This is a genomic window from Saccharopolyspora antibiotica, from assembly GCF_047200635.1.
Taxonomy (GTDB): Bacteria; Actinomycetota; Actinomycetes; order Mycobacteriales; family Pseudonocardiaceae; genus Saccharopolyspora_C.
On record NZ_JBJZOI010000001.1, the window covers coordinates 83,898 to 103,236 of the forward strand.

Consider the following 19,339-nt stretch of genomic DNA (forward strand, 5'->3'; position numbering starts at 1 on the left):
GGCGGATCGGGTGCTCAGCGGGCGAGGGCGCGGGGGGCCATGACCCCGTCGATGCCGGTGGCGAGTTCCGCGGCGCAGTCGCGCCAGGGGTGGCCGGTGCCGAGCAGGTCGGCGCAGCGCCCCCGCAACCCGGCGAGCCGCCCGCGCAGCCGGGCGCTGCGCACCCCGGCCGCCAGCAGCAGCGCCCGGCGGCCGTGCCGGAAGCCCGCGCCGTGGTCGCCCAGCGCGAGCTTCGCCTCGCCCAGGCTCGCCAGCTCGAACACCGCGGAGCGGACCTCGCCCGGCCCGCGCGCGGCCACCGCCCGCGCCAGGTGCGTCGCGGCCGCCTCGTGCTCGCCCAGCACCAGCTGCACCGTGCCGGTCATGCCGAGCAGGTCGGCCTCGCCGAACCAGCGGAACGGCTCGTAGTCGGCGCCGCGATCCGCCGTCGCGTGCAGGGCGCGGCCCTGCTCCAGCAGCCTGCGCACCGAATCCCGGCGCTCGCAGTGCGCGGCGGCCCACGCCGAGTTCAGCTGCAGCACCGCGCCGACCAGCGCCGAGCCCTCCGCCCGGATCGTGCCCAGCTGGAACAGCTTCAGCGCCGAGTTCGGGTGGCCGAAGTGCAGCTCCGCGCGACCGGCCGCGTACAGCGTCCGCGCGATCGCCAGCGGATCCGAGCCGTCCCGGCCGTAGTCCAGCGCTCGGCCGAAGTGCTCCTGCCCGGTGGACAGCAGCCCGTTCTCCACGGCCGTCCAGCCCGCCGTCGCGTGCAACCGGCACAGGGCGGCCAGGAGCTCCCCGCGCACCTGCTCGCACATGAGGCCCCGCAGCATCCGCTCCGCGCGCCGGGTCGTGGCCGAGATCGTGCCGTACTGCCCGACTCCGCCGTAGCGGTGATCGATCCGGCGCAGCGCGACGATGAGCTCGTCGAGCGCGCGGATGTCGGAGGAGCCGATGCGCCGGGGCGCGCGGTCCGGCAGGGCGAGCTCGTCGAGCAGGTTGCGGTGGCGGGGTTCCGCTCCGCACCGCCACGCCGGGCCACCGGACCGCGCGCCGTCGCCGAACACCACGTCCCCCGCGTAGGACAGGAAGGAGCGGCGCTTCTGCTGCTCGTCGGGCTCGTCGGCCGCGTCCGCGGTCTCGTCGTCGCGGGGGTGCTCGTCGGCGGCCATGCCCATCCAGCCGCGCGGTATCCCCAGCCCGTCCGCGATCCGGGACAGCAGCTCGTAGCTGCGGACCGCGCGGCCGTTGAGCACGTCGCTGACCTCGCTCTGCGCCTGCCCGGTCAGCTGGGCGATGCGGCTCTGCGGGATTCCGTGCTCCCGCAGCGCCCGGTAGACCGCGCCGATGTCGCGCACCGCCAGCGCGTCCCGGATCTCCGCGCGCCGCCAGATCTCCGGCGGAACCTCCTCGGTGGACACCGCGCCAGCGTATGCTGAAAGTGATCAACCGTGTGCGGAGAGTGAAAATATCACCGGATCGGAGCGGCAACCCGACCGCCGGGCCGCGAACCGGCTGCCGGGGCGGGGTGCGGGCGCCCGCGTCGGAACCGGCGCCGGGGCGAGCGGCGCGGTTCCGCCGTCGGCGCCCCGCGCGCACGGGTGCTCGGACCGCTGAGGCGAGGCCACGCAGAACCACACGAACCCACATCCGCACGTTGTGCGCCCGCGCGCGCCGCAGGTAACCTCCGCCGCAGGGGGATCAACGGCGGGAGCGATGCCGAGATGTATGCCGAGGAACGCCACTGGGCGATCTTGGAATTGGCCCGGAAGGAAGGGCGGGTCGACGTCGCGGCGCTCGCGTCCCGCTTCGACATGACCACCGAGACAGTCCGCCGCGACCTGACCGTGCTGGAGCGGCGCGGCGTGCTGCGCCGGGTGCACGGCGGTGCGATTCCGGTGGAGCGCCTGGGTTTCGAGCCCAACGTGCCGGCGCGGGACTCCGTGATGACCGCCGAGAAGAACCGCATCGCCAAGGCCGCGCTGGAGCTCGTCCCGGACGAGGGCGCGATCCTGCTCGACGCGGGCACCACGGTCGCGCGGATGGCGAACATCCTGCCGGTGGACCGCGAGCTGACGGTGGTCACGCACTCGCCGACGACCGCCCTCACCCTCTCCGGGCGCGGCAACATCACGCTGATGCTGGTGGGCGGGAGGCTCCGCGGGCGGACGCTGGCGGCGGTGGACGGCTGGGCGCTGCACGCGCTCGGCGACATCTACGTGGACGTGGCTTTCATGGCGACCAACGGGCTCTCGCTGGAACGCGGGCTGACCACGCCGGACTCGGCCGAGGCGATGGTGAAGCGGGCGGCGGTCTCGGCCGCGCGGCGGACCATCGTGCTTGCCGATCACACGAAGGTCGGGAATGATCATTTTGCGCGGTTCGGCGATCTCGCCGAGGTGGACACGCTGATCACCGACGACGGCCTCGACGAGCAGGTCGCCGAGGAGATCAGGCGTGCCGGGCCGCGGGTGGAGATGGTCTGAGCCGCTTCCCCGCCGCGCGCGGCACCGAGCGCAGCGGCCGCCCGGGGGCGGCACGGGAAGGAGCCCCGCATGGTGGTCGACCGGGACGCGGGCGGGGTGTTCGTGGGGCGCGACGAGGAGCTGGCGCGCATCGACGACGCCGCCCGGGCCGCCGGGTCCGGCTCCGGGCGGGCCGTGCTGCTGCGGGGGCCCGCCGGGATCGGCAAGACCGAGCTGCTGCGGACCGCGCTGGCCCGGCTGAGCGGCCGCGCCGCGCGGGTGCGCACCGCCCGTTGCCCGGAGTCGGGCTCCGCCGCCTACGGCATCGTCCGGAGCCTGTTCGAGCCGTCGCTGGACACCGACCTCGTCGGCAGCTCCCGGCTGGCGCTGCCCGCGCTGGTCGCGGAGAGGACCGCGGGTGGCACCGCCAGCGGGACCTACGCCGTGCTGCACGGGCTGTACTGGCTGGCCGCCGACCTGGCCGCCGACGGCTTGCTGGTCCTGGCCGTGGACGACGTCCAGTGGTGCGACGAGAACTCCCTGCGGTTCCTGGCGTTCCTGCTGCGCCGCGCGGAGAACCTGCCGCTGCTGGTGCTGCTGGCCCAGCGCACCGACGGCGCCGCGCCGGTGGAGGCGCTGGCCGAGATCGCCGGGATGCCGCTGTGCCGCCGCGCCGAGCTGCCCGCGCTGGGGCCGGACGGGGTGGCCGAGCTGCTGGCTGCCCAACTGCCCGAGCCACCCGGTGCGGAGTTCGTCGCGCGCTGCGCGGAGGTCACCGGTGGCAATCCGTTCCTGCTGAGCCGGGTGCTGCGGATGCTGCGCGAGCACCCGGGCGACGCGGACGGGGGCGTGGACCGGCTGGACCAGCTGGGCCGCACCGTGGTGCTGCGCTCGCTGCTGGACCGGCTCTCGCCGCGCGCCGTCGCGGTGGCCCGCGCCGTGGCGGTGCTGCCGGGGGAGCGGGTGGAGCTCGTCGCCGCGCTGGCCGGGACCCATCAGCGGCTGACGGCCACCGCGCTGCGCGAGCTGCGGGACAACGACCTCGTCGTGGGCGACGGCGCGGAGTTCGTGCACGGTTTCGTCCGCCAGGCCGTGCTGGACCGCACCCCGCCCGCAGAGCTGGGCCGGTTGCGCGAGCGGGCGGCGATGCTGCTCAACGATTCCGGCCGCCCCGCTGAGGAGATCGCGGGCCTGCTGCTCCAGCTGCCCGGGGTCCCGCGGCCGTGGATGGCGGGAGTGCTGCGCGACGCCGCCGCCCGCGCCGAGCAGCGCGGTGCGCCCGGCGTGGCGGCGCGCTGCCTGGAGCGGGTGCTGGAGGTGCACGGTTCCGACGTCGCGGTGCTGACCCACGCGGCGCGGGTGACCGACGCGGCGGTGGGGTTGCGGTACCTGGAGCGGGCGCTGGAGTTGACCTCCGATCCGCGCGCGCGGATCCCGATCGCGGTGCAGTACGCCCTCACCTCGCTGACCGCGCAGAACTCGGTGCGGGCCTACGAGGTCGTCTCGGCGGCGCTGGACGAGCTGGATTCGGTGCTGGAGCCGGAACCCCCGGATTCCGACCGGACCCTGCGCACCCTGGCCGAGTCGGTGCTGCTCATCTCGGGCATGGACGAGAAGTCCACCCTGGTCCGGGTCGGGGAGCGGTTCCGCGACGTGGTCCCGCCGCCGGGCGACACCGCGGAGGAGCGCCAGCTGCTGAGCATGCTCGCCGCGCTGGGCACCCTGCTGAACCGGCCCGCGGCGGAGGTCGCCGGGCAGGCCCGCCACGTCCTGCGGATCAACGACCTGGACCACGGCGGCTGGGCGCTGCTCGGCGCGGCGCTGCCGCTGTACCTGGCCGACGACAACGAGGCCGCGCTGGAGGCGCTGGGCGCGCTCGTGGCGCACACCCAGCGCACCGGGCAGGCGTGGACGTACTGCGTGGCCACCAGCACCCGCGCGGTGGTCCACCACTGGACGGGTGAGCTCACCGAGGCGCTGGCGGACGCGCAGACGTGTCACGACGTGCTGGTGCAGGAGTCCTGGGCGGAAGCCATGACGATGCCGCAGATCGCGCTCGCCACCTCGCTGATCAGCCAGGGCGAGCCGCAGCGGGCGGACCGGTTGCTGGCCGGGATCGCCCGCCGCCGCTTCGAGGACTTCGCCGTGGAGTACCACCAGTTCCTGATGGCCCGCGCCCGCGCGCGGGAGGGGATGGGGGACGGGGAAGGGGCGCTGGAGCACCTGTTCCAGTGCGCCCGGAGCCTGCGCTCCGCGGGGATCGCGAACCCGGTGTTCGCCCCCTGGTGGTTCGACGCGGCGCGGATCCTGGGTGATCTCGGTCGGATCGATGAGGGGATGCAAGCCGCCGAGCACGGCTCCGCGCTGGCCGGGCGGTGGGGGACCCGGCGCGCGCAGGGGATGGCGCTGGCGGCGCGCGGCGCGGTGACCACCGGGAAGGCCGCCGTCCCGCTGCTGACCGAGGCGGTGCGGGTGCTGGCCGGGTCCCCGGCGAAGCTGGAGCACGCCAGGGCGAAGTACTTGCTGGGGCGAACCCTGCTGCGCGAGGGGGAGCCGGAGGGGGCGCGCGAGCAGCTCCGCTCGGCGCTGGACCTCTCGGTGCTGCACCGCGATCACGCGCAGGTGTCGCTGGCCTCGGCGGCGCTGCTGGAGGCGGGCGGCCGGTTGCGGCACGGCACGGATTCACCGGTGCGCGCGCTGAGCGGCAGCGAGCGGCGGGTGGCGACCCGGGCGGCGGCCGGGGCGACGAACCGGCAGATCGCGGAGTCGCTGTTCCTGACGGTGCGGACCGTGGAGCTGCACCTCACGAGCGCCTACCGCAAGCTCGGCGTGCGGGGCCGGGCGCAGCTGCCCGGCGCCTTCGAGGCCGATCCGGAGGGCTGATCGCCCGGCTCGTTCCCCGTTCTCGTTCCCGTTCGGCCGGTGTGCTGACGTTCCGTCCCGGCTCGTGTGGGAATGATTTTGCTTTGTGCGCGAGAAATGCGGGATATAACACGTTTGGGTGATACGGTGAGTGGCGATTCGGCCCTGGCTTCATCTTTTCGAGCTACGGGAGGTTGGTATGGTCGATCTCCCGCCGGTCGTCGCGAATGGAGATCTGCGGTGCTGCGTATCAGGAATCCTGGTTGAAGTTCGTTCGCGCGCGCTGATCACGCAGGGTGTCCGGCGTCGTCCGGTCGGACGTCCCGAGTTATCTCCGAATTTCTTTCATGTTCGTCCGACTCCTGTCCGGATGACGTTCGACTCCGGGCCCGGGACCATCCGCGAACCGGTGGGAGCGTGCTGATGAGCGCGGTCCACGACGTTCCCGAATCGCGGCCGGGCACCGCCGAGAACCGCTTGGTGGGCCGGGACCAGCAGTTGCACGTGCTCGGGAACCTCGTCGCCGACCTCGCCCGCGGGCGCTCCGGGCTGGTGACCATCAGCGGGGGACCCGGCAGCGGCCGCAGCGCACTGCTGGAAGAGGTGCTGGACCGCGCCCGCGCCGCCGGGATCAACACCGCCGCGGCGCAGAGCTCCCCGCTCGAGACCGACGTCCCCTACAGCACCACCGCCCAGCTGATCGCGCTGCTGTGCCCGCCCGAGCAGCTCGCCCGGATCAGCTCCGCCTGGGCCGAGGGCGCCACCACCAACGCGCCGATTCCCCACCTGCGCAGGCATTTCATCGACCTGGCGCGGGAACGCCCGCTGCTGTTCGCGGTCGACGACCACCAGTGGATCGACCCCTGGTCGCTGGCGTGGTGCCACGCGCTGCTGCGGCACGTGGACCGGGTGCCGATCCTCATGATCCGGACCGTGCGCGCCACGGCGCCCGAGAGCCCCGGCGGCGCCCGCTGGGACGAATCCGTGCCGGTCTCCGCGCGCCGGGTCCGGCTGGAACCGCTGGAGACGCCGGACGTCGCGCGGTTGCTGTCCCAGCACGGCGATCCGGACCCGGCGTTCGTCGCGGCCGCCGTTTCCGCCACCGCGGGCAATCCGGCGGTGCTGCACGAGGTGATCGAGGAGTTCCGGTGCGCCGGGCTGGGCTTCGAGGCCCGGCACGTCCCCCGGCTGCGGGTGCACGCTTCTGACGCCGTGGCCGTCGCGGTCGGGCGAACCCTGCGCGGGCTGCCCGCCGACCAGGTCGCGCTGCTGCGCGCGATCGCCTTCTGCGGCGGGGAGTTCGACTTCGAGCTCGCCTGCGCGCTGGCGGGGCTGCACGGCAGCGCCGCGGTCGAGGCCCGGTCCGCGCTGCGCCACCTCGGGCTGCTGTGCGAGTCCGCCGATGGCGGGCGGGTGCCGCGCGTGTCCAGTCCCGCGGTGGCCACCGGGGTGTTCGCCGAGATGGAGCCGGCCGAGCGCGAGGACCTGCACGCGCGGGCAGCCGAGATCGCCCAGCGCGCCGCCGTCGAGCCCGCCGTCGTGGCCGAACTCCTGCTCAGCGCACCGCAGATGCGCAAGCGCTGGGTCGTGGAAACCCTCGTCGACGCGGCCGAGCAGCACCGCAGGGAAGGCCGCGACGAGCGGGCCGCCGAGCTGCTGCGGCGCGCGCTGCGCGAGCCCGTGCCCACCACCTGCCGGCAGCGGCTGCTGGTGCGGCTCGCCGCGATCGAGGTCGTGCACGCCCCCGTCGCCAGCGATGGCCGGTTGCGCCAGGTCCTCGCCGACGCGGCGGGCACCGGGAACAGCGCGCTGCTGGTGCGCGCGGCGGACCTGCTGGTCGGGCGCGGTGACGCGGAGGCCGCGCGGCGCGAGCTCGCCGTGGTCTGCCACCGGGCCGGGGTACCCGCGCTGGACGCGCTGGGACGGCTCGCCGACGAGGAGTGCGGTCCGGAACCCGATCCGCTCGCCACCCCGCTGCCCGCGCTGCCGGACGGCCCCTCGGATTCCGCGCGGGCCGGGGTGCTGGCCTGGCGCTACGCGCGGCTCGGCCGCCGCCCGGACCTGGTGCGCGCGTTCGCGCGGGAGGCGCTGTCCGGCCGCGAGGCCGAAGCGCCGCTGGGGCCCCGGATCGCGGCCTGCCGAGCGCTGGCGTGCCGCGACGACCTCGCCGAGGCCGCCGCCGGGCTCACCGCCGTGATCTCCGACGCCAACCGGCGCGGGGCGCGGGCCGCGGCCGCCTTCGCCCTGGTGCAGCGCGCCGTGCTCGCCAGCCGGGACGGGCGCTGCCCCGCCGCGAGCGCGGATCTCGCGGCGGCGGAACGGGAACTGCCGCTGCACTGCTGGCACCCGGCGATGCTGCCGCACCACCGCGCCGCCCGGATCACCGCGCTGCTGCGCCGCGAGCACCTCGCCGAGGCGGCGGAGGTCGCGGCCGCCGAGCTGCCGCTGGGGGCCGAGCGCGGAATGGCCTTCGGCTACCTGCTGCATGCCCGCGGCGAGCTGGCGCTGGCCACCGGGGATCCGGAGACCGCGCTCGGATACTTCCAGGAGTGCGGCCGGATCCTGCGTGCGAAGGGGTGGCTGAACCCGGCGGTGCTGCCGTGGCGGATGTCGGCGGCGATCGCGCAGGGACGCCTCGGCGACTCGCGCGCCGCGACCCGGCTGGTCGGCGAGGAGCTGGAACTGGCCGAGCGGTGGGGAATGCCGGGGCTGCTGGAGCCGCTGCACCGGACCGCGCTGACCGCCCTGTCGGTCGCCGGGACCGGCCCCGGCGGGCCGGGAGCCGCGGGCGTGCCCGCCGTGGGGGCGGCGCTGCCCGCCGCGCTCTCGGTGCCGGAGCGCCGCGCCGCGAACCTGGCCGCCCGCGGACTGTCCAACAAGGACATCGCGGCGGAGCTCGGGGTGACGGTGCGGACGGTGGAGCTGCGCCTGACCAAGTGCTACCGCAAGCTCGGCATCGAGGGGCGGTCGCAACTGCCCGCCGACCTCGGCGGGTGAGGCCGGACCGATGCTCGTCGAACGCGAGGCGGAGCTCGCGGTGCTGCACTCCGCCGTGCGCGCGATCCGCCGCGGGACCGGCTCCCTGGTGCTCATCAGCGGGTCGCCCGGCAGCGGTCGCACCACGCTGCTGAACCAGCTTCGCGAGCTCGCCGCCGCCGACGGCGCGCACGTGCTCGGCGCCAGCGGGGCCGCCAGCGAGCGGTCGTTCCGCTTCGGGCTGGCGCGGCGGCTGCTGCACGACCTGTCCGAGGTGGCGCGGGATTCGGGGGACGGGCCGGTGCGCGCGGCAGCGACCGGAGCGCTGCCCCCCGCCGACGAGGAACCCGCCGCCGACCCGGCCACCGTCCCGGTCGGGGTGCTGCACGCCCTGCACGCGCTGCTGCTCAGCAGCAGCGCGCGGCGCGCGGTGATGCTAGCGGTGGACGACCTGCACTGGTCCGACGACGCCTCGCTGCGCTGCCTGGCCTACCTCATCGCGCGGTTGCGCGGGATGCGGGTGCTCATCGCCGTGGTGCTCGACCCCGACAGCGGACGGGAGCGCACCGCGCTGATCCGCGAGATCACCTCGGCCGCCGATCACCGGGTGCGGCCCGGTCCGCTCTCGGTGGCGGCCACCGAGGCCCTGGTCGCCGAGCGCCTCGTGGCCGGGCCGGGAGCGGAGGCGGACGGCTTCGCCGCGGTCTGCCACGAGCTCACCGGAGGTCACCCGCGAGACCTGCTGAGCCTGCTCGACCAGGCCGCCGCGCACGGGCTGCGGGCCGCGACCGGCTCGCTGCCGCAGCTGCGCGCCTTCGCCGAGGGCGACCGCAGGCGGCGGCTGGTGCGGGCGCTGTCGAGCACCGACCTCGCCGCCGACGTGGCCCGCGCGGTGGTGGTCCTCGGCGAGCACGCCGACCCGACGCTGGTGCAGCGGTTGTGCGGGCTGACCCCAGGCCAGTACGAGCAGGCGCTGCGGGCGCTGGAGCCGTGGTTCCGGGTGCGCCCGGACCGGATCGAGGTGGCCGCGCCCGCCGAGCGCGCCGGACCGGCCGCGGAACTGCTGGTCGACGACGTGATCGCCGCCGTGGACGAGACGATGGCCGAGACCGACAACACCCGGCTGCACCTGCGGGCCGCCGCGCTGCTGCACGGGCACGGCTATCCGCCGGAACCGGTGGGAGATCAGCTGCTGCTGGTGAACTCCGCGCTGTCGAGCTGGGGTGTGCAGCGGCTGCGCGAGGCGGCGTACGCGGTGCTGCCGCGCTCCCCGGAGGACGCGGCCCGCTACCTGCGGCGGGCCCTGCTGGACCTGGACTCGGGCGGCATGGGCCGGGCGCGGTTGCTGGCGGAGCTCGGCGCCGTCGAGCTGGCCTTCGACCTGCCCGCGGCGGTTCGCCACATCACCCAGGCCGTCCCGCAGCTGCGCGAGGACCGGGACCGGGCCGGGGTGCTGGGCAGGCTCCCGCTGACGGTGGTGGGCGCGGTGCCGCAGGTCGCCGAGCTGGTGCGCGCGGTCGCGGCGGGCCTGGGCCCGGCGGAGCGGCTGGACGGCCCGGACCGCGACCTGGCGCTGCGGCTGGAGGCGCGGACCCGCTACCTCGAACTGGCCGACCCGGTCGCCAACCTCGGCGTGGTGGACCGGATGGCCGACCTCGACGCGCGGCACCGCCCGTCCGGGGCGGCCGAGCGCGAGCTGCGGGCCGTGCTGCTCGGGACGATGGTGCTCACCGGCCGGCCCCGCGCGGCGGAGGTGGCGGCGATGGCGCGGGAGCTGCTCGCGCAGGAGCCGGCGAACACCGGTACCGAGACCCACTCGGTGCTGCGCTACCTGCCCTCGGTGCTGCTGGCCGCCGGAGATCCGGAGGGCCTGGATTCCTGGCTGTCGCTGGCCGCCGACCACGCCCGGCGGCAGCGGTCCACCGGGACGGAGGCGCTGGTGGCCGCGCAGCGCAGCCTGGTGCTGCTGCACTCGGGCCAGACCTCGCAGGCGCAGCGCAGCGCGAACGCCGCGCTGGACCTGGTGGACGCGGACTCCCCGGAGGCGATGGCGCCGCCGGTGCTCGAGCTCGGCGCCGTGGCGCGCAGGCTGCGGGACCGGGAGCTGGCCGAGCGGGTGCTGCGGTTGCCGCACTCCCCGGACGACCCGCAAGCGGTGTCGCTGCGGCGGTTGGTGCAGAGCTCGCTGGCGATGGAGGACGGGGACCCGGAGGCGGCGCTGTCGTTGCTGCTCGACTGCGGCCGGCGACTGGAGCAGGCCGGTTGGTACGGCCCGGCGACGTGCTCGTGGCGTCCGGCCACCGCGCTGCTGCGGCACCGGTTCGGGGACGTGCGCGCCGCCGGGGAACTGGCCGAGGAGGAGCACTCCCGCGCCCTCGACTGGGGGGCGCCGGTCCCGTTGGGCCGCGCGCTGCGGGTGCGGGCGGTGGTGACCGGCGGCGGCCGGGCGGTGGAGCTGCTGCGGGAGGCGGTGCGGGTGCTGCGCCCCGCGTCGGACCGCCCGGAGCTCGCGCACGCCGTGACCGCGCTCGGCGAGGCGCTGCGCGAGCGCTCACCGGCGGAGTCGCAGCTGCTCCTGGCGGAGGGCGCGCAGCTGGCGGCCCGCACCGGGATGCCGTGGCAGGTCGAGGGGCACGGATCGGTGCGGGTGCGGCGCGGCGCGCTCGCGGCGGATCAGGCCGCCCCGCTCACCCCGGGCGAGGAATCGGTCGCGGGGCTGGCGGCGCTCGGCCGCACCAATCAGGAGATCGCGAACGAGTTGCGGGTGAGCAAGCGGGCGGTCGAGAAGCACCTCACCGCGGCTTACCGGAAACTGGGCATCGAGGGCCGGGCCGATCTCGCGAATTCGCTCGACCTCGGGCCCTGGGCCGACTGATGCGGCGCTGCCGTTCGGGCGAGCGGCGGTGCGCACCGGAAGGCAGGAGCGCGCGAACGGCGTCACCCGGGGCGGGCGCGGGCGGCCGAAATGCCGAACGCGATTGAGGTGATGTTGGTTCGTGTCCGTCCCTGTGGTGGCCTTCGCGGCCGTCGGCCGTACCCGAACCGGCCCCTCGGATGCGGTACGGTTCGGTGCTGCTGCGGGAAAATCCCTGGTAGATCGACACCGTACCGAACCGGGCCGCACCGAACCGAACCAGCGCGCGACTTGACCGCAGCCTTAAGGACGCCGTTGGCGGGCTGTTGACTTGATTGGTTTTCCATCCATAGTCTTGTGTTGTCGTCGAATTCTGGTAATGCCACCGAATGAATGATTGATCTGCGTTTCTCGCCAGCCAGAGAGGAATGGTCGATTTCTGATGACATCCAGCGGCACGATGCGAGCGCGAGTCACGCCGGCCGGGGCGCCCGAAGAACCCGAGGAGGATTACCGCGACGTCTTCCGGTCCCTGTTCGAGCAGTCCGGCATGTGCATGGCGAACCTGGATTCGAGAATGCGGGTGCTGGAGGCCAACAAGTACTTCTTCAAGCAGTTCGGCCGCGGCGCCGCCGACGTGCGCGGGCGCAGCTTCTACGACTTCCTGCACCCCAGCGTGCGGGGGAAGTTCCAGTACCAGTTCAGCAGGCTCACCGAGGGCCGGAACCCGCGGTTCGTCGAGCACGCGGTCGCGATCGGCGCCAAGGACGCGCTGTTCGGCGGCGAGCTGACGGGGATCGCGGTTCCGGGCAGGTCCGGGCGCGTCGAGGGCGTCATGGTCGTGCTCCAGCCCGACGAGGCGCAGCGGTCCGCGATGGTGGGCGGCAAGGAGAAGCTGCTCAGCGAGGTGGACGCCCGGATCCTGGAGGGGGTCGCCGCGGGCGAGTCCACGGTGCAGCTGGCCGCGAAGCTCTACCTCAGCCGGGGCGGCGTCGAGTACCACGTGACGACCCTGCTGCGGAAGCTCAAGGTCACCAACCGCCCGGCCCTGGTGTCCAAGGGGTACTCGATGGGGATCCTCGGCGTCGGCCAGTGGCCGCCCCGGGTGCTGCCCGAGTACGTGAAGTGATCCCGGGCTGCTTCGGCGGGCCGATCCGGCGGCGGTAGCCGCGCTCGCGGTCGGCGCTCGATCGGGGGCTCCGGTGGCGATCGGCAGGAGATCCTTCGGGAAAACCCGGGTTTCGCCGTGCATCGGTTGCTCGCGGTGCGGGTTCGGTGGAAGATCAATTTTCATCCGGTGTCGGCCGGGTCCGCGCGCAGCGGAGCGGGCCGCGCCGGTGCTCATCGATCCGGGGAGGGCTGTGCGCGTGATCGTCACCGTCACGGCGAACCCCAGCCTCGACCGCACCGTGCAGGTGCGCAAGCTCGTCCGGGGCGGGCTGAACCGGGCCTCCTCCATCCGGGTCGACCCCGGTGGCAAGGGCATCAACGTCGCGCGCGCCCTGGCGCTGCACGGAGTCGCCGTGCGCGCGGTCGTGGCCGCGGGCGGCATCGAGGGCGAGCAGCTCGTCGCCCTGCTCGCCGGGATCAGCGTCGACGTGGTGCGGGTGCCCGCCGTCGGACCGGTCCGGATCAACATGAGCGTGGTCGAACCGGACGCCACCGTCACGAAGTTCAACGAGCCCGGTGCGCTGCTCGACGCCAGGGACGCCCGGGCCCTGGCCGACGCGGTGCTGCGGTTGGCGGACGGCGCCGGGTGGGTGGTGATCGCGGGAAGCCTCCCGCCCGGAGTGGACAGCACCTACTACGCGGGCCTGGTCCGCGCGCTGCGCGCCTTCGGGGTGCCGGTCGCGGTCGACACCAGCGGGCCGGCGCTGCGGGAGGCCGTGCGGGCCGGGCCGGAACTGGTCAAGCCCAACCTGCGAGAGCTGGAGGAGATCGTAGGTCACTCGATTACAACGATCGGCGACGCCGCGGCGGCCTCCGACGAGCTCCGGGAGCTCGGTGCCGGCACCGTCCTGGCCAGCCTCGGAGCCGACGGGGCCCTGCTGCGCGGCCACGATGGCGACGGCTACGCCGAGGCCCCCGTGACCGCGCAGAACGCCGTCGGCGCGGGTGACGCTTTACTCGCCGGATATCTTTCCGAAGGCTGCGGAGGACTGCCCGCGCTGGTCACTGCGGTGGCCTGGGGTGCGGCAGCGGCCTCTCTGCCGGGTAGCGCCATGCCGCAACCGCACGACCTGCGCCCGGACCTGGTGCGCGTCGACTCCCGGATGCCCTGGGACCGGCGTCTGCAGCGGGACCCCTGAGCGGGGAGGGCGGTCGGCGAGGCAGAGGACAACGGCGTCGGCGAGGTACGGGAAGTGACAACCATGTCAGGGACGGTCACCGAGGATTCGAGATCGAAGACGCAGGCGCGGCGGGCCCGCGTCGTGGTGCAGCGGTTCGGCGGGCAGCTGGCCGGCATGGTCATGCCCAACATCGGCGCGTTCATCGCCTGGGGGTTGATCAGCGCGCTGTTCATCCCGGAGGGGTGGTGGCCGAACCCCCAGCTGGTGCAGCTGAAAGAGCCGATGATCACGCTGCTGCTGCCGGTGCTCATCGGCTACACCGGCGGCAGGCAGGTGCACGGGCAGCGCGGGGCCGTGGTGGGCGCGGTGGCCACCATCGGCATCGCGATCGGTGCCGAGGTGCCGATGTTCCTGGGCGCGATGATCGTGGGGCCGCTCGCGGGCTGGGTGCTGAATCGCTTCGACAGCACGGTGGGCAAACGGGTGCCTCCCGCGTTCAAGATGCTGGTGGACAACTTCGCCGCGGGCATCATCGGCGGGTTGTTCGCGATAGCGGGCCTGCTGGCGATCGGGCCGGCGATCGAGAGCGTCACCATCGCCCTCGGCCACGGCGTGCAGGCCCTGCTCGACCTGCACCTGCTGCCGCTGGTGGCGATCATCGTGGAACCGGCCAAGGTGCTGTTCCTCAACAACGCCATCAACCACGGCGTCCTGGGGCCGCTGGGGGTCTCGGAATCGCTGGCGCACGGCAAGGCCATCGAGTTCCTGGTGGAGCCCAACCCCGGCCCGGGTTTCGGCGTGCTGCTGGCGATCAGCGTGTTCGGCCCGGCCACGATGCGCGCGACGGCTCCGGGCGCGCTGGTCATCCAGTTCCTGGGCGGCATCCACGAGATCTACTTCCCGTACGTGCTGGCGGCGCCGAAGCTGCTGCTGGCGACGATCAGCGGCAGCGCCGCCGGGTTGTTCGTCTTCAGCATCACCGGCGCGGGCCTGGTCGCCACGCCCTCACCGGGCAGCATGGTGGCCCTGCTGGCCGTGACGCCGAAGGGCGGCTACATGGGCGTGGTCGCCGGCGTGGTCATCTCCGCCGTGGTCGCGTTCGTGGTGGCCGCGGTGGTGCTGAAGCTGGGACGACGACCCGAGGGCGTCGAGTCCGGTGGAGCGGTCCGATGAGCCGGTGGTCGGCGGCGTCGCGCTGGTTCCGCGCGATCGGCTTCGCCCAGCGCCGGGTTCGCGGCTCCCACGAGGAGCTGCGCGAGCGGCCGGTGCCGCCGAACGAGGTCGAGGCCGCGCGAGGAACGGGAGAGGAACGAACGATGGGCACGATCGAAGGTTCCGCGGTGCGCAAGGTGGTCATCGCCTGCGACGCCGGCATGGGCAGCAGCGCCATGGTCGCCGCGCAGCTCGCGGGCAGGCTCAAGCCCTACGACGTGAAGGTCTCGCACGCCTCGGTCGGCGAGATCCCCGAGGACGCGGATCTGATCCTCTGCCAGGAGACGCTGCTGGAGCGGGCGCGGCGCGAGGACACCGGGTCCGCGGTCATCCTGGGATTCCGCAGCTTCCTGGGCGATCCCGTCTTCGACGAGGTCGAGCAGGCGGTCCGGGAGGGCGGCTCCCTTGGTGGTTGAGGCGGGATCGCCTCGCCCGCTGGCGGTGCGGCTCGGCCGCACCGCCGCGGGATGGGCCGACGCCCTCGACCAGTGCGGCAGGTTGCTGGTCGACACCGGCGCGGTCGGCGAGCAGTACATCGCCGCGATGCACGAGCGCGAGCGGTCCCTCACCACCCACCTCGGGGAAGGCGTCGCGATCCCGCACGGCACCACCGCCTCCCGCGTGCACGTCCGGCGCTCCGCCCTCGTGGTGGTGCAGTTCCCGGGCGGCGTGCGCTGGAGCGACGGCCAGCAGGTCGAGCTGTGCGTGGCGATCGCGGCCGGCCGGCGCGACACCGATGGCTCCACCGACCCGGCGGCCGCGCGGCACCTCGACGTGCTGGCGTCCCTGGCGAGGGTCCTGATGGATCCGGTCCGCGCGCGAGAGCTGCGCGAGGCGCCGGACGAGGCGACGGTCGATCGGCTGTTGCGGTCCACTGAGGAGGACAGGTGAAGGTCGCACGTTTCTACGCACCGGGAGACATCCGGATCGAGCAGGCCCCGGAACCGCAGGCCGGGCCGGGCGAGCTGAAGCTGCGGGTGCGCAACTGCTCCACCTGCGGGACCGATCTGAAGATCATGCGCCACGGACACCACCACATCGATCCGCCCCGGGTGATCGGGCACGAGATCGCGGGCGAGGTCGTCGCGGTGGGGGAAGGCGCCACCGGCTTCGAGCCGGGGGATCGCGTGCAGGTCATCGCGGCGATCCCGTGCGGTGAGTGCGGCTTCTGCCGGCGCGGCAGGCAGACCGTCTGCCCGGACCAGCGCTCGATGGGCTACCACTTCGACGGCGGCTTCGCCGAGTACCTCACGGTCCCGGAGCGGGTGCTGCGCGTCGGCGGGGTGAACAGGCTGCCGGACGGGCTCGCGTTCGCCGACGCCTCGGTGGCCGAGCCGCTGGCCTGCGTGCTCAACGGCCAGGAGCTCGCCGGGGTCGGGGAGGGCGACGTGGTGGTGGTCGTGGGCGCGGGCCCGATCGGCTGCCTGCACGCCCGGCTCGCGCGGGCGCGCGGTGCCGCCGCCGTGTACCTGGTGGAGCTGAACTCCCGGCGCCTGGAGCAGGCCGCCGCCCTGGTCGGTCCGGACGCCGCGATCCACGCCGCCGGATCCGACCCGGTGGCCGAGGTGCTGGCCCGCACCGACGGCATCGGCGCCGACGTGGTGATCACCGCCGCGGCTTCCGGGGAGGCCCAGGAGCAGGCGCTGCGGATGGCCTCGCGGCGCGGCCGGATCAGCTTCTTCGGCGGATTGCCCAAGGATTCGCCGATCATCGACTGCGATTCGAACGCGGTGCACTACCGTGAGTTGACCATCGTCGGTGCCAACGGCTCGACCCCGGAGCACAACCGGCGGGCGCTGCGGTTGATCGCCTCCGGCGAGGTTCCGGTGCACGACCTGATCACCCACCGGCTGCCGCTGGACGGGGTGCTCGACGCGATCCGCACCGTCAGCACCGGTGAGGCGATCAAGGTGACCATCGAGCAGTGAGCGGCGGCGAGGGCCGGTGGCCCGGCTCCCGCCGGGTTCCGGCGCGCACGGGAGGAGAGCGGTGACGTGCTGCGGGAACGGGACAAGGAGGGCGCGCTGCTGCGCGCGGCGGTCGACGAGCTGCGGCGCGGCAGCGGCGGCCTGCTGGCGTTCTCCGGCCCGTTCGGCATCGGCCGCTCGGCGATGCTCGCGCAGGCCGCCACCGAGGCGCGGGAGCGCGGCGTGCGGGTGCTCCGGGCGGTCGCGACCACCGCGGAGCGCGACATCCCCTACGGGGTGTTGACCCAGTTCTCCTGCTGCGGCACCGATTCCGAGGTGGGACCCGACTTCGAGGTGATGCGGGCGGGGCTGCTCGCGGACGCGGAGCCGGTGCTGCTGGTCGTCGACGACGTGCAGTGCGCGGACGTGGAATCGCTGCGCTGGCTGGACCGGTTGTGCGCGGCGGCCGACGGCTCGCGGGTGCTGGTGGTCGTCGCGAGCCGCGACGGCGAGCCCGCCACCGATCCGCAGACCGTGCAGCGGTTGCTGTCCAGGGCCGCGCACCGCTGCGCGCTGGCCGAGCTCAGCGCCGAGGGCGTGGGCGCGGTGGTGCGCGACGTGTTCGCCGCGACCGGGCATCCCCGCTTCGTGGCGGCCTGCCACCGGGTCTCGAACGGCAGCCCGCTGCTGCTCAACGCGATCGTCTGCGGGCTGCGCGACAGCGGACGGCGCTGCGGCGAGTCCGATGTGGATGCCGTTCGTTCGCTGCGGCCCTCGGTGGTGGCCGAGCGCGCCGCCGGGGTGCTGCGCGCGCAACCGGCGCCGGTGCTGGCCGCCGCGCGGGCGGTCGCGCTGCTGGACCCGGCGCCCCCCGGGCTGGTCGCCGAACTCGCCGGCCTGGACGGCGAGCGGTGCGCCGGCGCGCTGGGGTCCCTCGGCGCGCTCGGCGCGCTGGTGGATCCCGGCCGGCCCCGCTTCGCGCACCCGGTGATCCGCGAGGTGGTCGAGGGCGGGATGAGTTCCGCCGAGCTCAACGACTGGCATCGCAGGGCGGCCGAGCTGTTGCAGACCGAGCGGCGGCCCGCGGAGGTCGTCGCCGAACACCTGCTCGCCTCGGACGCCTCGCAGGGCGAGTGGACGACCGGGGTGCTGCACGCCGCCGGGCGGCGCGCGTTGGAGCGCGGCGACGTGCCCACCGCGATCCGCTGCCTGCGCCGCGCGCTGCTGGCCTGCCCGACCGCGGGGGAGGAGCGCTCGGTGCTGCTGGCGGACCTGTCCGAGGCGGAGCGATCGGGTGCGCCGGTCGCCTCGATGCGGCACCTGTCGCAGGCGCTGCCGCGCTTCGCCACCGGTTCCCAGCGCGCGGCCGCGCTGGCCCGGGTGCCGCTGATGCTGCTGACCGTCGCCCCGATCTCCATGCACAACGCCTTCGAGGAGTTCCAGGCGCACGACGGGCTGGACCCGGCGGTGGCGCTGGCCATCGACACCCGGACGCGCGCGGCGCGGCTGGGCGATCCCCGCTGGTGCGCGGACACCCGGGAGCGCTTCAACGCGCTCGCCCTCGACGACCGGGTGGAGCCGGAGCGGGCGGCGGTGCTGCTCTACGCGGCGACGATGGCCGGGTCCGACGTCGAGACGGTGGTGCCCTGGGCGCGGCGCGCGCTGGCGGGAGGCACCGGACCGAGGCAGGCCTTCGGCGCCGAGATGCTGGCGGTGCGGGCGCTGGCGCTGGCCGACGAGGTCGGCGAGGCCGAGCAGTGGCTGGTGGAGCTGACCGCGAGCCTGGGCGGCCGGGTGGAGCGCACCGCCGAACGGCTGGTCATCGACTCCGAGCGGGCCTGCGTGCTGGTGCGGGCCTGCCGTTTCGGCGACGCGGTGGCGCTGGCGGAGAGCACGCTGCGCCGCTGCGATCCCGCGCTGATCCCGGTGGTGGCGCGCTGCTTCGAAGCGCTGGCCGCGGTCGTGCTGGACTCGGCGGACAGCGGCGCGGCCGCGCGGGTGCTGTCCCGGTACCGGGACTGGGATCAAGCGGTGCAGCCGTGGGTGCGGGAGCTGCGGGACGCGGCGCTGGCGGTGAGCGCGCAGGACGCGACCTCGGCCCTGGAGCACCTGCTGGAGTGCGGCCGGGAGCGCGAGCGGCTGGGCTGGACGAACCCGGCGCTGCTGCCCTGGCGGAGCTGGGCGGCATCGCTCTACAGCCGGTTGAACCGCGCGGAGCACGCCGCCGAGCTCATCGGCGAGGAGCACCGCCGCGCGGTGGCCTGGGGGGCTCCCAGCGCCGTCGGGCGCGCGCTGCGGGTGCGGGGCGCGATCACCGAGGGCGAGCCGGGGGTGGAGCTGTTCCGCCGGGCGGTGGAGGTGCTGCACGGCCGGGGCCCGGCGCGGACGCTGGAGCTGGCGAAGGCGCACCTGATGCTCGGCCGCAGGCTGCTGGCCACCGACCGGGCGGAAGCCGCCGTGCAGCTCAACGAGGGCGACGAGCTCGCCGCGATGTGCGGGGTGCCGAGGCTGCGCTCGGTGGAGGAGATCGCCGCGGACGGCGGCGGAGCGCAGGCCGAGCTGACCCGGTCCGAGCTGCGCATCGCCCGGCTGGCGGCGGGCGGCCTGGGCAACCAGCAGATCGCCACGGAGCTGGGCGTGAGCTCCCGGGCGGTGGAGAAGCACCTGACCAAGGTCTACCGCAAGCTCGGCGTCGCGGGCCGCGCGGGCCTGATCGCACTGGCGGACTCCCTCGACCCCACCTGAGCCCCGGCCGGACGGCCGATGTGGCGGTGGGCGGCGCCGGGCACGGTG

Annotated in this window: 12 protein-coding genes; 11 read left to right on the forward strand and 1 reads right to left on the reverse strand. The window is 74.7% G+C overall.

Annotated elements, in window-relative coordinates:
• Positions 1-14: 14 nt before the first annotated feature.
• Entirely contained in the window at positions 15-1,400 is a 1,386-nt protein-coding gene (locus tag ACL03H_RS00380; RefSeq protein ID WP_412808975.1) for a helix-turn-helix domain-containing protein, read from the reverse strand.
• Between the two features lie 303 nt (positions 1,401-1,703).
• On the opposite strand from ACL03H_RS00380, the gene ACL03H_RS00385 reads away from it, so the two are divergent.
• The 11 genes from ACL03H_RS00385 to ACL03H_RS00435 all read left to right on the forward strand — a co-directional run bounded on the left by ACL03H_RS00385 (position 1,704) and on the right by ACL03H_RS00435 (position 19,291).
• Positions 1,704-2,465, forward strand: coding sequence for a DeoR/GlpR family DNA-binding transcription regulator (locus ACL03H_RS00385; RefSeq protein ID WP_412808976.1), 762 nt, complete (start codon positions 1,704-1,706; stop codon positions 2,463-2,465).
• 69 nt (positions 2,466-2,534) lie between these two features.
• Positions 2,535-5,327: an ATP-binding protein gene (locus ACL03H_RS00390; protein ID WP_412808977.1), complete on the forward strand. Its 2,793-nt coding sequence runs from the start codon at positions 2,535-2,537 to the stop codon at positions 5,325-5,327.
• 402 nt (positions 5,328-5,729) lie between these two features.
• Positions 5,730-8,303 carry an AAA family ATPase gene (locus ACL03H_RS00395; RefSeq protein WP_412808978.1) on the forward strand — a complete coding sequence of 858 codons (2,574 nt, stop codon included), beginning with the start codon at positions 5,730-5,732 and terminating at the stop codon, positions 8,301-8,303.
• A gap of 10 nt (positions 8,304-8,313) precedes the next feature.
• On the forward strand, positions 8,314-11,157 hold the full coding sequence (locus tag ACL03H_RS00400) for an AAA family ATPase (RefSeq protein WP_412808979.1): 2,844 nt from the start codon (positions 8,314-8,316) through the stop codon (positions 11,155-11,157).
• 421 nt (positions 11,158-11,578) lie between these two features.
• Positions 11,579-12,265, forward strand: coding sequence for a PAS domain-containing protein (locus tag ACL03H_RS00405; protein WP_412808980.1), 687 nt, complete (start codon positions 11,579-11,581; stop codon positions 12,263-12,265).
• A gap of 238 nt (positions 12,266-12,503) precedes the next feature.
• Entirely contained in the window at positions 12,504-13,445 is a 942-nt protein-coding gene (locus ACL03H_RS00410) for a 1-phosphofructokinase family hexose kinase (protein WP_412808981.1), read from the forward strand.
• 63 nt (positions 13,446-13,508) lie between these two features.
• Complete coding sequence (locus tag ACL03H_RS00415) at positions 13,509-14,600, forward strand: PTS transporter subunit EIIC (protein WP_412809068.1); 1,092 nt, start codon at positions 13,509-13,511, stop codon at positions 14,598-14,600.
• Complete coding sequence (locus tag ACL03H_RS00420) at positions 14,597-15,055, forward strand: hypothetical protein (protein ID WP_412808982.1); 459 nt, start codon at positions 14,597-14,599, stop codon at positions 15,053-15,055. The genes ACL03H_RS00415 and ACL03H_RS00420 overlap by 4 nt, the downstream gene beginning before the upstream one ends.
• Positions 15,048-15,530, forward strand: a complete 483-nt coding sequence (locus ACL03H_RS00425; RefSeq protein WP_412808983.1) for a PTS sugar transporter subunit IIA — start codon at positions 15,048-15,050, stop codon at positions 15,528-15,530. Before ACL03H_RS00420 ends, ACL03H_RS00425 begins: the two co-directional genes overlap by 8 nt.
• Positions 15,527-16,567, forward strand: coding sequence for a zinc-dependent dehydrogenase (locus tag ACL03H_RS00430; protein ID WP_412808984.1), 1,041 nt, complete (start codon positions 15,527-15,529; stop codon positions 16,565-16,567). Before ACL03H_RS00425 ends, ACL03H_RS00430 begins: the two co-directional genes overlap by 4 nt.
• Before the next feature lie 66 nt (positions 16,568-16,633).
• Entirely contained in the window at positions 16,634-19,291 is a 2,658-nt protein-coding gene (locus ACL03H_RS00435) for a LuxR C-terminal-related transcriptional regulator (protein WP_412808985.1), read from the forward strand.
• The last annotated feature ends 48 nt before the right edge of the window (positions 19,292-19,339 follow it).

Coding starts and splice junctions, on each gene's coding strand:
- ACL03H_RS00385 (WP_412808976.1), top strand. CDS start 1,704: ATGTATGCCGAGGAACGCCACTGGGCGATCTTGGAATTGGCCCGGAAG.
- ACL03H_RS00390 (WP_412808977.1), top strand. CDS start 2,535: ATGGTGGTCGACCGGGACGCGGGCGGGGTGTTCGTGGGGCGCGACGAG.
- ACL03H_RS00395 (WP_412808978.1), top strand. CDS start 5,730: ATGAGCGCGGTCCACGACGTTCCCGAATCGCGGCCGGGCACCGCCGAG.
- ACL03H_RS00400 (WP_412808979.1), top strand. CDS start 8,314: ATGCTCGTCGAACGCGAGGCGGAGCTCGCGGTGCTGCACTCCGCCGTG.
- ACL03H_RS00405 (WP_412808980.1), top strand. CDS start 11,579: ATGACATCCAGCGGCACGATGCGAGCGCGAGTCACGCCGGCCGGGGCG.
- ACL03H_RS00415 (WP_412809068.1), top strand. CDS start 13,509: ATGTCAGGGACGGTCACCGAGGATTCGAGATCGAAGACGCAGGCGCGG.
- ACL03H_RS00420 (WP_412808982.1), top strand. CDS start 14,597: ATGAGCCGGTGGTCGGCGGCGTCGCGCTGGTTCCGCGCGATCGGCTTC.